This is a genomic window from Moorena sp. SIO3H5, from assembly GCF_010692395.1.
Lineage (GTDB): Bacteria > Cyanobacteriota > Cyanobacteriia > Cyanobacteriales > Coleofasciculaceae > Moorena.
This window is the reverse complement of record NZ_JAAHHS010000218.1, coordinates 1-13,013: the sequence shown is the minus strand read 5'-3', so window position 1 is coordinate 13,013 and position 13,013 is coordinate 1. Positions and strand designations below refer to the sequence as shown.

General features: G+C 44.2%; 12 protein-coding genes. 7 read left to right on the top strand and 5 right to left on the bottom strand.

Annotation, left to right across the window (positions count from 1 at the left end):
* The 6 genes from F6K52_RS21670 to F6K52_RS21645 all read left to right on the top strand — a co-directional run.
* Positions 1-212, top strand: a 212-nt coding sequence (locus F6K52_RS21670) for a CHAT domain-containing protein (protein WP_293082450.1), incomplete at its 5' end; no start/stop codon positions are given.
* Between the two features lie 731 nt (positions 213-943).
* Complete coding sequence (locus tag F6K52_RS21665) at positions 944-1,216, top strand: hypothetical protein (RefSeq protein WP_293082448.1); 273 nt, start codon at positions 944-946, stop codon at positions 1,214-1,216.
* Entirely contained in the window at positions 1,216-3,615 is a 2,400-nt protein-coding gene (locus F6K52_RS21660) for a CHAT domain-containing tetratricopeptide repeat protein (RefSeq protein ID WP_293082446.1), read from the top strand. Before F6K52_RS21665 ends, F6K52_RS21660 begins: the two co-directional genes overlap by 1 nt.
* A gap of 99 nt (positions 3,616-3,714) precedes the next feature.
* Positions 3,715-6,948, top strand: coding sequence for a CHAT domain-containing protein (locus F6K52_RS21655; RefSeq protein WP_293082444.1), 3,234 nt, complete (start codon positions 3,715-3,717; stop codon positions 6,946-6,948).
* A gap of 13 nt (positions 6,949-6,961) precedes the next feature.
* On the top strand, positions 6,962-7,099 hold the full coding sequence (locus tag F6K52_RS21650) for a hypothetical protein (protein WP_293082442.1): 138 nt from the start codon (positions 6,962-6,964) through the stop codon (positions 7,097-7,099).
* A gap of 10 nt (positions 7,100-7,109) precedes the next feature.
* The gene (locus tag F6K52_RS21645) at positions 7,110-7,232 is read left to right on the top strand and encodes a hypothetical protein (protein WP_293082440.1); all 123 of its coding nucleotides are present in this window, start codon (positions 7,110-7,112) and stop codon (positions 7,230-7,232) included.
* Here F6K52_RS21645 and F6K52_RS21640 read toward each other — a convergent pair whose 3' ends face one another.
* The 3 genes from F6K52_RS21640 to F6K52_RS21630 form a co-directional block, all read right to left on the bottom strand.
* On the bottom strand, positions 7,233-7,871 hold the full coding sequence (locus tag F6K52_RS21640; protein ID WP_293082438.1) for a lysophospholipid acyltransferase family protein: 639 nt from the start codon (positions 7,869-7,871) through the stop codon (positions 7,233-7,235).
* A 276-nt stretch (positions 7,872-8,147) separates the two neighbouring features.
* Positions 8,148-8,984 carry an SDR family oxidoreductase gene (locus tag F6K52_RS21635; RefSeq protein WP_293082436.1) on the bottom strand — a complete coding sequence of 279 codons (837 nt, stop codon included), beginning with the start codon at positions 8,982-8,984 and terminating at the stop codon, positions 8,148-8,150.
* Positions 8,985-9,227: 243 nt separating this feature from the next.
* Positions 9,228-10,280 carry a ribonucleotide-diphosphate reductase subunit beta gene (locus F6K52_RS21630; RefSeq protein WP_293082434.1) on the bottom strand — a complete coding sequence of 351 codons (1,053 nt, stop codon included), beginning with the start codon at positions 10,278-10,280 and terminating at the stop codon, positions 9,228-9,230.
* Positions 10,281-10,377: 97 nt separating this feature from the next.
* Here F6K52_RS21630 and F6K52_RS21625 point away from each other — a divergent pair, with 97 nt between their 5' ends.
* Entirely contained in the window at positions 10,378-10,521 is a 144-nt protein-coding gene (locus F6K52_RS21625) for a hypothetical protein (RefSeq protein WP_293082432.1), read from the top strand.
* A 119-nt stretch (positions 10,522-10,640) separates the two neighbouring features.
* Here F6K52_RS21625 and F6K52_RS21620 read toward each other — a convergent pair whose 3' ends face one another.
* Both F6K52_RS21620 and F6K52_RS21615 read right to left on the bottom strand, forming a co-directional pair.
* Positions 10,641-10,826: a hypothetical protein gene (locus F6K52_RS21620; protein WP_293082430.1), complete on the bottom strand. Its 186-nt coding sequence runs from the start codon at positions 10,824-10,826 to the stop codon at positions 10,641-10,643.
* 57 nt (positions 10,827-10,883) lie between these two features.
* Positions 10,884-13,013, bottom strand: a 2,130-nt coding sequence (locus F6K52_RS21615; RefSeq protein ID WP_293082428.1) for a ribonucleoside-diphosphate reductase subunit alpha, incomplete at its 5' end; no start/stop codon positions are given.

The following is a 13,013-nucleotide window of genomic DNA, read 5'->3' as shown; positions in this document are numbered from 1 at the left end:
CAGGTGTACCCAGTTTGGTGGTGTCCTTATGGCAAGTGCCTGATGATGATACGGCCAAGTTGATGACGGAGTTTTACACGAATATTTACACCCACAAAATGGATAAAGCCAAAGCCATGCGAGAGGCGATGTTATCCATGCTTAATGATGAAGATGGTAATCCAGACCCCTCAGCTTGGGCGGCTTTTACTGTGATAGGTGAAGCGAGGTAGAGAATTGAGGGTGTGGGGTGTGGGGTGTGGGGTGTGGGTAGTCCGGAACTCTTGCCCCTGTTGCCTGTTGCTAGCATGCCTATTGCCTAAGAGATTTTCTGCTAACTGACGCACGGTTTTCTCAATTAATCGAGTTCTTCTAGGAATTGATCAACTGAGCCAAATTTTACTTTACCTTCCGCTAATTCTTGGTGAATTTCTTGGATTTCTTGCACTAGTATTCCTCTGCGTTGTAAATGGAATCTTTTGAGAAGAGTACCGAGTAATATCTCTTGCTCTTCTAAAGACAATTTTTAAACGGTTTCAATCCCTTGCTGAAAGGGTGAGGTTTTGAGCATACTTTCAAGATTATTTCCGGTTTTTTCTATTTTATCAACATCAGTCATGTAAGATATTGATCAGGGTTGGTGTCTTGGGTTGAAGAAACGAAACCTAACCTACACTATAGGCGATCGCCCTGAAAGCACCCTACTGGACCGACACATCATTAATGGTGCAATAAGCGTAGGTTGGGTTGAAGAATGAAACCCAACACCAGTAACACTTTGTTGGGTTTCCCTACCGCTCAACCCAACAAACATTTTTAGGTGTGCCACGCCACTACCCGAGCGATCGCACTCCCGTCACCCCACACCCCACACCCCACACCCCACACCCTACTCCCTTAAACATTGCATAGGTTCAGGAATCTCTCAGATATAGCTAAATAGGGAATAATTCAATATCCTATTATGAAACTTAAGCAGGTCTTATGGTTGGGACTTCTCACTATCTGCTTCACTCCTGGGGAATTGCCTGTTGTGGCTAGATTCCTGAGTTTACCAGCACTGGCTCAAGAACAAAACACGGTTAGCCCAGAGCAAGAAGGGACTATAGCCCCTAGTGATGCCATACTTCAAGTAGACAGTAAGCAAGCAGAGGCGGACAAACTCCTGAACCAGGGATTTAGTCACTTTGGTCGAAGTGAGTTCCCAGAAGCATACAGTCTTAGCAGCAAGCATTGATGATTTATAAACAAATTGGATACCGCCTGGGTGATGCTAAGTCCCTGACTAATCTGGGTCTTGCATACGATCATTTGGGAGACTACTTTAAAGCGATTGATTACTACCAAAAATCCTTAGTTATTGCTAGGGAAATCGGAAACCGCCTGGGTGAAGCTAAGTCCCTGGGTAATTTGGGTAATGCATACGGTCATCTGGGAGACTACTTTAAAGCGATTGATTACCACCAAAAATCCTTAGCTATTAAAAGGGAAATTGGAAACCCCCTCGGTGAAGCTAACTCCCTGAATAATTTGGGTGCTATATACCAGAGTTTGGGAGACTACTTTAAAGCGATTGATTACTACCAAAAATCCTTAGCTATTAAAAGGGAAATCGGAAACCGCCTGGGTGAAGCTAACTCCCTGAATAGTCTTGGTAGTGCATACGGTAATCTGGGAGACTACAAAAACGCCATTGATTACCACCAAAAATCCTTAGCTATTAAAAGGGAAATCGGAGACCGCAAAGGTGAAGCTAACTCCCTGAATAATCTAGGTGGTGCATACCAAAGTTTGGGAGACTACTTTAAAGCGATTGATTACTACCAAAAATCCTTAGCTATTGCTCAGGAAATCGGAAACCCCCTCGGTGAAGCTAACTCCCTGAATAATATCGGTATTGCATACGGTAATCTGGGAGACTACTTTAAAGCGATTGATTACTACCAAAAATCCTTAGCTATTAAAAGGGAAATCGGAAACCCCCTCGGTGAAGCTAACTCCCTGGGTAATCTGGGTAATGCATACTATTATATGGGAGACTACTTTAAAGCAATTGATTACCACCAACAATCCATAGCTATTGCTAGGGAAATCGGACACCTCCTGGTTCAAGCTAAATCCCTAAATAATCTCAGTGCTATCTTTTTAGAAAACAATCAACTAGAATACGCCCAAAGTAACCTGTTTTATACCATTAAAGTTTGGGAAGATATCCGCAAAATACTCATTAACAAAGATGATTGGAAGGTTTCTAGTTTTGAACAACAAGCTCGCAGCTATCGTCTATTACAACAGGTATTGGTTGCTCAAGGTAAACCAAAACAAGCCTTAGAGATTTCCGAACGGGGTCGCAACCGTGCTCTGATTGATTTATTAGGGGCACAGTTATCTGAAACTCCTCAAAAAACCAAAGCTCTTACTCTTGAAGACATTCAAGAGATTGCTCAACAACAACAAGCCACGTTGGTGGAATATTCGATTGTTGATGACCAGATTTATAGTTGGGTGATTGCTCCCACTGGTGAGATTACTTTCCGTAGTCATGATTTACCCCAAGATACCACTCTGGCCAAACTAGTCAAATTTAGTCGTGAGGAGATTGGTGTCAGAGGTAGATCTAATCACAATCCTTCTTCACCACAAAACACTAAGGATGGTAATCGACTACAACAACTCTACCAACTGTTGATTACTCCAATTGTTAACTTATTCACTCATGGTCCTTCACCACTAAACCCTAACAATAGTAATCGATTACAGGAGCTCTACCAACTGCTGATTACTCCCTTTGTTGACGTATTACCAACAAACCCATCAGACCGTGTTATTTTTATCCCCCATAAAGAACTATTTCTGGTTCCCTTTGCTGCTCTGCTAGATGATAACGGAAATTATCTAATCGAAAACCATACCATTCTCACTGCTCCTTCGATCCAATCCCTGTCGTTCACCCGTAAAAATTGGCATCGAGTCAAAGACAGCACGGGGAAACCATTGATTGTGGGTAATCCCACCATGCCCAAAATTAAAATAGGACTGGAACAAAAACCGTTAAAGCCTCTACCGGGTGCAGAAAAAGAAGCCTTAACCATTGCTCAATTGCTGAATACCACCGCTCTAATTGGAGCAGAAGCAACAGAATCAACCATTGTGGAAAAAATGGCCAATGCTTCCGTTATCCATTTAGCCACCCATGGTTTACTCGATGATGTCAATGGTATTTATTATCGAGGTGCGATCGCATTAGCACCTGAGAAACCAGACCATGATGGCTTTCTCACCAGTCGTGAAATTCTGAGTCGTTACGCAGGACCGGAAAAATCCTTATTGAAAGCAAAGTTAGTGGTTCTGAGTGCTTGTGATACGGGTAGGGGTGAGATTAAAGGGGAAGGGGTAGTTGGTTTATCCCGTTCTTTGATTGCCGCAGGTGTACCCAGTTTGGTGGTGTCCTTATGGCAAGTGCCTGATGATGATACGGCCAAGTTAATGACGGAGTTTTACACTAATATTTACACTTACAACATGGATAAAGCCAAAGCCATGCGAGAGGCGATGTTATCGATGCTCAATGATGAAGATGGTAATCCAGACCCCTCAGCTTGGGCGGCTTTTACGGTTATTGGTGAAGCGAGGTAGATAATTTCCTACTCCCTACTTCCTGTTCCCTGAATCATTGCATAGGCTCAGGAATGTCTTAGATATGACCAAGTAGGTAATGATTCAATATTCTTCTAGATGAAACTTAAGCAGGTCTTATGGTTGGGACTTCTCACTATCTGCCTCACCCCTGGGGAATTGCCTGTTGTGGCTAGATTCCTGAGTTTACCAGCACTGGCTCAAGAACAAAACACGGTTAGCCCAGAGCAAGAAGGGACTGTAGCCCCTACAGATCCCATAGTTGAAGTAGACAGTAAGAAAGCCGAGGCGGATAAACTCGTTCAGCAGGGAATTAGTCACTTTCGTCGAAGTGAGTTCCCAGAAGCATTACAGTCTTGGCAGCAAGCATTAGTGATTTATAAACAAATCGGAGACCGCAAGGGTGAAGCTGCTTCCCTGGGTAATCTGGGTAGTGCATACGGTAATCTGGCAAACCACAAAAAAGCCATTGATTACTACCTACCATCCTTAGCTATTCAAAGGGAAGTCGGAGACCGCCTGGGTGAAGCTAAATCCTTGGGTAATTTGGGTAGTGCATACTATCATCTGGGAGACTACTTTAAAGCGATTGATTACTACCAACAATCGATAGCTATTGCTAGGGAAATCGGAGACCCCTTTGCAATAGCTACTTCCCTGGGTAATCTGGGTCTTGCATACGGTACTCTGGGAGAGTACAAAAAAGCGATTGATTACCACCAACAATCGATAGCTATTGCTAGGGAAATCGGAGACCGTGAGGCTGAAACTAACTCCCTGAATAGTCTAGGTAATGCATACGATAATCTGGGAAACTACAAAAAAGCCATTGATTACCACCGACAATCGATAGACATTTTTCGGGAAATCAGAGACCGTGAGGCTGAAGCTAACTCCCTGAATAGTCTAGGTGATGCATACGATAATCTGGGAGACTACAAAAAAGCCATTGATTACCACCGACAATCGATAGACATTTTTCGGGAAATCAGAGACCGTGAGGCTGAAGCTAACTCCCTGAATAGTCTAGGTAATGCATACTATCATCTGGGCGAGTACTTTAAAGCAATTGATTACCACCAAAAATCTTTAGAAATTTATAGAGAAATCGAACACCGCCAGGGTGAAGCTAGCGCCCTGAATAATCTGGGTATTGCATACGATACTCTGGGAGACTATAAAAAAGCAATTGATTATTACCAACAATCTTTAGCTATTGCTAGGGACATCAGACACCGCCAGGGTGAAGCTAACTCCCTGAATAATCTGGGTATTGCATACGATACTCTGGGAGACTATAAAAAAGCAATTGATTATTACCAACAATCTTTAGCTATTAAAAGGGAAATCGGAGACCGCAATGGTGAAGCTAGCTCCCTGGGTAATCTGGGTAGTGCATACGATAATCTGGGAGAGTACAAAACAGCCATTGATTACCACCAAAAATCTTTAGAAATTTATAGAGAAATCCGAGATCTTAAGGGTGAAGCTCTCTCTCTCGGTAATCTAGGTAATGCATACAAGAATCTGGTAAACTATGAAAAATTTCATCTGGGAGACTACAAAAAAGCAATTGATCAACCAATTGATTACTACATAAAATCGATTAATTACTATCAACACTCGATTGTTATTGGTAGGAAAATTGGAGACCGCCTGATTCAAGCTATGTCCCTGGATAATCTGGGTAGTCTATCTGGTAATCTGGGAGACTACAAAATAGCCATTGATTACCACCAACAATCCTTAGACATTTTTCGGGAAATCGGACACCGTAACGGTGAAGCTAGCTCCCTGGATAATCTGGGTAATGCATACCGTAATCTGGGAGAGTACTTTAAAGCGATTGATTACCACCAACAATCTTTAGCTATTGATAGGGAAATCGGAGACCGTAAAGGTGAAGCTACCTCCCTAAATAATCTCGGTCTTACCTTCTTGAAAAATAATCAACTAGAACCAGCCCAAACTCACCTGTTTGATGCCATTAAAATTTGGGAAGATATCCGCCACCTCCTCCGTAACAAAGATGATTGGAAGGTTTCTATTTTTGAAATACAAGCTCGTAGCTATGGTCTTTTACAACAGGTCTTGGTTGCTCAAGGTCAACCAAAACAAGCCTTAGAAATTTCGGAACGGGGTCGCAACCGCGCTCTGATTGAATTATTAGCGGCACAGTTATCTGAAACTCCTCAACAAAACAAAGCTCCTCCTACTCTTAAAGACATTCAAGAGATTGCTCAACAGCAACAAGCCACCTTGGTGGAATATTCCATTGTTGATGACCAAATTTATAGTTGGGTGATTGCTCCCACTGGGAAGATTACCTTCCGTAGTCATACCTTACCCCAAGATACTACTCTAGCTGAACTAGTCAAATTCAGTCGTGAGCAAATTGGTGTCAGAGGTCGAGGTAATCAGAATCCTGCTTCACCAGCAAACCCTAAGGATAGTAATCCATTACAGGAACTCTACCAACTCCTGATTACTCCCATTGTTGACTTATTACCTGAAAAGGAATCAGAGCGTATTATTTTCATTCCCCATCAAGAACTATTTATGGTTCCCTTTGCTGCTCTGCTAGATGATAACCACAAGTATCTAATCGAAAACCATACCATTCTCACTGCTCCTTCGATCCAATCCCTGTCGTTCACCCGTCAACATTGGCATCGAGTCAAAGACAGCAACGGAACACCATTGATTGTGGGAAATCCCACCATGCCCAAAATTAATGTAGGACTCGAACAAGAACCGTTAGACCCTCTACCGTATGCAGAAACAGAAGCCTTAACCATTGCTCAATTGCTGAATACCACTGCTCTGATTGGACCCTTAGCAACAGAATCAACCATTGTAGACAAAATGGCCAATGCTTCGCTGATTCATTTAGCTACCCATGGTTTAGTCGATGGTATTTATTATCGAGGTGCGATCGCATTAGCACCTGACAAACCAGACCATGATGGCTTTCTCACCAGTCGTGAAATTCTGAGTCGTTACGCAGGACCGGAAAAATCCTTATTGAAAGCAAAGTTAGTCGTCCTGAGTGCTTGTGATACTGGTAGGGGTGAGATAAAAGGGGAAGGGGTAGTTGGTTTATCCCGTTCTTTGATTGCCGCAGGTGTACCCAGTTTAGTGGTGTCCTTATGGCAAGTGCCTGATGATGATACGGCCAAGTTGATGAGGGAGTTTTATACGAATATTTACACTCACAAATTCGATAAAGCCAAAGCCATGCGAGAGGCGATGTTATCGATGCTCAATGATGGAGATGGTAATCCAGACCCCTCAGCTTGGGCAGCTTTTACGGTTATTGGTGAGGCTAGGTAGAAATAGTGGGGAGATGGGGAGATGGGGAGATGGGGAGATGGGGAGATGGGGAGATGGGGAGATGGGGGAGTTGCTAGTGGTGCGTGATAAGACGGGCTTGCCATGGTTTTCCGGCTGTTGGCATCGGTTGGAACCCCCGTCCGGAAATTGAAACGGGCAAGATGCCCATTCCACCCACCGGGTCAAACAGTAACTGCTCCCTGTTCCCTATTCCCTGTTCCCTATTCCCTGTTCCCTGTTCCCTATTCCCTGTTCCCGATTCCCGATTCCCTATTCCCAGATAATCAACGTCCCAAATCATGGAGAGCATTAATTGCTGCAGCACACTGTTGGGTTACAGCTTGCAATTCGTCTCGGTTACTGGAGCCAGGAGGAGCAATTACCTTACCAATGCGCACAGTTAAGGGCACAGACCGTGGCATCAAAGAACCTTTTTTAACAATTCCTTGACTTCCCCACAAGGTAACCGGCAGCAGGGGGGCTTGGGCTTGGGCAGCAATCCAGGCCGCACCAAGCTTGGGCTTATGAATACGAGCATCCCGTGTCCTGGTGCCATCCAAATACACACCAACCGCCCAGCCATTGTCGAGGCAATTGAGGGCAGAACGCAGGGCACTCCGGTCTGCGGAGCCCCGCTTAACCGGGTAAGCACCATACAATTCAATCGCCTGTTTCAGGACTGGGACACGAAACAATTCTTGCTTGGCCATGAAGGCTACTGGACGTCCCACACAATTAGATAAAATTGGCGGGTCAAAGTCACTCGCATGGTTACTCACCACCACCAGGGGTCCCGAGGTTGGTACGTGTTTAGCACCATAAATGCGACCCCGGAAATAGGTATGGATCAGGGGGCTAACCACTGACCACTTCAGGGCGTGATACAGCAGCAGACTGGGAAATGGTTCGCGGCTTCTAGTCACAGTGAATCGATTGGTGGATTTGGATGGTTTGGTTTCTAGTTTACTATTTGGGGGAAAGGAACAGGGAATAGGGAGTAGGGAGTAGGGAGTAGGGAGTAGGGAGCAGGTAAAAAATATTAATATGAGAACCGCACTTGTCTTAGGCGTTGCTGAATCTTCGTGCTGAATAGGAGTAGAGTGGGCATCCTGCCCGCCCGAAAATCTATTGACACTGGCAAGATGCCAGTTCCACGTATTGGACAGTTAAGAAAATACTTGGTTACTTTCCGATTCCTGTTACTGCAAATGTAATCCGCCATCAATGGGCAAAGCAACTCCTGTAATAAAAGCAGCTTTCGGAGAACATAAAAAAGCCACCACTTGACCAACTTCTGTTGGGGAACACCAACGTTGCATGGGGGTATTTTTAATTCTTTGTTGCATCATTTCGCTATCTATTCCGCCAGATTTTGCTGTAAAATAATTCCAAGCTTCTGTTTTGATAAAACCAGGAATAATGACATTAACAGTGATCTGCCTTGAGGCTAGAATTTTGGCATAGTATCGGGTTAAAAATTCCACTACGGTTTTTCCGGTTCCTGGCATAATATAATTGAGTCTTGGGGTTTGATTAATGTTACATCCAGGGGAAGACATTGCTACAATATAACCTTGACCATCTTCCATGTATTTAACCGCTTTTTCTACACAACGAATAAAGCATTTAGGGTAGACATTTTGATAGTAGTCATAGGCCGCTAAACTCGTTAAATTACCATCTCCCAATAATTTATGCTGAGCATTAGTAGCTAATTCTGCTTGCTCTGATGCTGGAGTAGTTGTCATTCCTACATACAATCCAGCATTATGGATTAGTGCCGTTAATTTCCCACCAAAGTTGTTTTCTAAACAATCAAAAAATTTGTCTACGGTTTCTGCTTGAGCAACATCCCCTTTGACGGTATAAACCTTAATTCCATAATCAGATTCTAAGGTTTTTTTACTATTAGCTGCTGCTGTTTCATTGCTATTAAAGCCAAGTATTATATCATATCCATCAGCGGCAAGTTGCTCAGAGATGCCGAAACCAATCCCACGAGTTCCTCCAGTAACAATAGCTACTTTTGATGACATACTTTTTGCTATCCTTGATTAATCTAGATTATAGCGATTTGCCATTGGGTCAGGTACTTTCATTCTAGGTTTTAGGGAGCAGGGAACAGGGAAAAAATAGGTGTGTGTAATTCATTAATATGAGAACTGGTATATCTCAATTGGTTGGTGTGGAAGAAATTGAGGTGGGAGTAAGCTGATGAGTAATATCGCCATACCTCCCTACTCCCTACTCCCTACTCCCTATTCCCGACTCCCTATTTCCTAAATTTCATCCCAACCACTGACCCCAGAAGACATCACATAACTAGTTACGCTAGCTTCAAAGAAGTTGGCTTTAGTATGAGCATCTTTTTTAGTATCAGAAAAACGCTCTAAGTGGCTGTAGGGACTCTTTTGATAGTGTTCCCCCTTGTAAAGGGGTTCTAATCCAATAGAACGTAACCTGATATTAGCGAGATACTTGGTGTAGTGCTCAGTACTCCGTTCGGTAATCCCTAAAATATCGTTACCAACAATATGATTAGTCCAGCGACATTCATGCTCCACTGCTGTGGCAAACATTTCATAAATTTGGTCCCTGGAATAGGGAAATACTTCCATGGCCATGGGGATTAACTTTTGATAAAGCCGGACATGACTCAGTTCATCTCGATTAATCATTTTAAAAATGTCAGCTGAGCCTGGCATCAGCATCCTAGAGGCGAGATTGTAGAAGTAAATAAACCCATTATAGAAGTACATTCCTTCTAATAAAAAGTCAGCCAGTAAGGAAACAAAATAGTTTTCTGGGGTAGGATTATCAACATACCGTTGATAGAAACTGGCGACAAATTCGCATCTATCCCTCAGCACTTTATCAGTGCGCCAGAATTCATAGACTCTACTTCTATGTTCAGTAGGGATAACGGTTTCTATGATATATTGATAACTTTGATTGTGCATCCCTTCCTGAGAAATTTGTTCCGCCATACACAGACTAACTTCTGGGGCAGTAATGCTACTTTTGATGTGAGGAATATTGCAAGTTTGAACGGAATCCAAAAAAGTTAAATAGGAGAGAATTCCATCATAAGCATAACGTTCTGCTGGCGTTAAGTTGGAGTAGTCTGTTACATCTTGAGTTAGGTCTAGTTTCTGCGGAATCCAGAAATTCTCCCGCATCTGTTGATACAACCCAATTGCCCAAGCATAACGGACATCATTGAGTTGCATTAAGTTAGTGGTGTTACCAAACCAAATTGAACGGTGTTCAGTTTTATCATCCCCATCTGGATTAAAGATAGGGTTAATTGGCATTTTAGTGTTAGTTAGCATTTTTATAAGGGAATAGAAAACAGGGAGTGTGGGGAGCAAGAGCATTCAGCTAAAGGCCTTTGGCCACGCTACGCGAACAGCATTCAGCTAAAGGCCTTTGGCCACGCTACGCGAACAGCATTCAGCTAAAGGCCTTTGGCCACGCTACGCGAACAGCATTCAGCTAAAGGCCTTTGGCCACGCTACGCGAACAGCTGATGTTTCACAGGCTGGAAGCCTGTTCCACAAAGCTGACCGCTGACTGCTGACCAATGACCACTGACCGATGCGCGCATTCAGCTATCAGCGATTAGCTATCAGCATTCAGCTATCAGCATTCAGCTAAAGGCCTTTGGCCACGCTACGCGAACAGCTGATGTTTCACAGGCTGGAAGCCTGTTCCACAAAGCTGACCGCTGACTGCTGACCACTGACTACTGACCGATGTTTCACAGGCTGGAAGCCTGTTCCACAAAGCTGACCGCTGACTGCTGACCACTGACTACTGACCGATGTTTCACAGGCTGGAAGCCTGTTCCACAAAGCTGACCGCTGACTGCTGACCACTGACTACTGACTGCTGACCGATGCGCGCGCAGGCTGGAAGCCTGTTCCACGGAATCACTAATTAGCGCAAGCGATACAAGTGTTGTCTAATTCTTTGAAGTTGTCACGCTGGACGGTTCGGATATAATACACGGCTTTACATCCTAATTCCCAAGCCATGACTAGGGTTTCATAGATGTCTTTGGCTTTGAGGGTGCGTTCAGGTTCGTCTGGGAAATAGACTCCTTGGTTTAAGTTAAATAACAATTCCATGGAAATCCCAGTATCAATCCATTGCTGGATCGTGGCGACTGCTTGAACAACTTTTTTCTGATCAAAGTTTTTGTTCTCGTGGTAGAACCAAAAATTGTCTTTAATAAAGGGTGGCGCAATGGGTACAGTGCCTTTTGCCCATTTGTCATAGAAGAATTTGCTGTGGACTGGTAAGACACTAGCTGTACATCCTTGTACTAGGGATGAGGATGTATTGGGTGCGATCGCAGTAATATGAGAATTGCGAATCCCAAATTTTTGAATATCCTGAGATAGGGCTATCCAACGCTCTTGATGCTGGGAATTTTCTACAAACCATTCCACTGGTTTAGCACCAATTAGCTTACCTTTACTCCACTCACTGCCATCGAAAGCAGCATAAGCACCACGTTCCATGGCCAGTTCCATAGATGCATGGGTGCAGTAGTAGCCAATATCCTCAAATAAGTTACTAATTTCCTTGAGGTTGTTATAGGTTAGCAACCGTTTAGCTAACCAATCCGCTAATCCCATACAACCGACTCCGATGGTGCGGTATTTGTGATTGTGCCTATGGGCTGCTTTAAAAGGAGGAGTGGTTAAATCAATCGTGTTATCGAGAATCCGCACTGCCAGACGACAGATATTAGGCAATTCAGTTTCCTCAATATTGGCGAGATTGATTGAGTCCAAATTGCAACAGTGAGCAGCATTGCCAATTTCGACATTAGAGAAACTTTCGGTACAAAGATTTACCGCTGGGATGTAGCCCTCGTGTTGATTAGGATTAGCGCGGTTAATGGTATCCTTGAACGCCAAGTAAGGCATCCCGGTCTCTACTTGCGATCGCATAATCGTTTTGAAGAGTTCCCGAGCATTCACGGTCTTGTAGAGAGTGAGGGTTTCGCCGATAGCTGCTTCAATAGTTTGATAGGCGCTTTCAAACTCCTCTGCCCAAAGTTCGGATAGCTCAATGCCCAGCTTGATCCGTACTTCATAGGGATCGATTAATGTCCAGTCTTCTTTATTAACCACCCGACGCATAAACTCATCGGGAATCACCAATTGGGGAAAGATATCATAAGCCTTGCGCCGGGGATCGCCATTTTCCGCTTGCATCTCCAGAAACTCTGGCACATCGAGATGCCACACATCCACACTAACGGTGACTGCTCCTGCCCGACGCCCTCCTTGATTAACTGCGATCGCAGTATCGTTTAGCAGTTTAATCCAAGGAATCACCCCGCCCGAAGCATTGGCTTTGCCCATCACCCAGCTACCCGTTGAGCGAATCCGGCTGACATTGACCCCAACACCACCACCGTTTTTGGAGATTCTGGCCGTATCAGTAATTCCTTCAAAGATGCTTTCGAGGTTGTCATCAATGCTAGTGATAAAACAGGAAGACAGAGACCCCTTAGGAATTCTGAGATTAGCCAGGATCGGGGTAGCTAGAGATATTTTCCGTTGTGCGATCGCTTCATAAAATCGCCTTGCCCAACCTAGTCTATCTTCCGGGGCTTCCACTGACCCTAGCAGCAGAGCACAAGTTAAAAATGCCTCTTGGGGCAACTCATCCGCCAGGAGATACCGACGAGTTAGCAGTACAGCCCCTGCATAATCATAATCCGTGTCCCAATCCCGATTAATCCAAGAACCTGCTTCGTTTAGCTCCTCAGTGGTATAGGTTAAGATACTGGGGTCATATTGACCAGACTCTACTTTAGAGCGAACAGTTCTAGGGTAGTCACCGTACTGATAACCACGGTTTACCAGGGTATCTTTCCAGAGACTCCAGATCTGCAGTCGTCCTGCTACATAGCGCCAGTCAGGCTGATCAGGACTACACATTTCCAGGGCACAGTTGATCAAGTTATCCTGAATCTCTCTGGTACTAACACCATCACGCAAGCGGGTAGTGAGTCCTGCTTCTAGAGTGATCGGATTGACATCCTT

What these genes read in the sequence shown, in the direction of transcription:
- F6K52_RS21665 (WP_293082448.1), top strand. Translation starts at nt 944, where the DNA reads ATGAAACTTAAGCAGGTCTTATGGTTGGGACTTCTCACTATCTGCTTC.
- F6K52_RS21660 (WP_293082446.1), top strand. Translation starts at nt 1,216, where the DNA reads ATGATTTATAAACAAATTGGATACCGCCTGGGTGATGCTAAGTCCCTG.
- F6K52_RS21655 (WP_293082444.1), top strand. Translation starts at nt 3,715, where the DNA reads ATGAAACTTAAGCAGGTCTTATGGTTGGGACTTCTCACTATCTGCCTC.
- F6K52_RS21650 (WP_293082442.1), top strand. Translation starts at nt 6,962, where the DNA reads ATGGGGAGATGGGGAGATGGGGAGATGGGGAGATGGGGAGATGGGGAG.
- F6K52_RS21645 (WP_293082440.1), top strand. Translation starts at nt 7,110, where the DNA reads ATGCCCATTCCACCCACCGGGTCAAACAGTAACTGCTCCCTGTTCCCT.
- F6K52_RS21635 (WP_293082436.1), bottom strand. Translation starts at nt 8,984, where the DNA reads ATGTCATCAAAAGTAGCTATTGTTACTGGAGGAACTCGTGGGATTGGT.
- F6K52_RS21630 (WP_293082434.1), bottom strand. Translation starts at nt 10,280, where the DNA reads ATGCTAACTAACACTAAAATGCCAATTAACCCTATCTTTAATCCAGAT.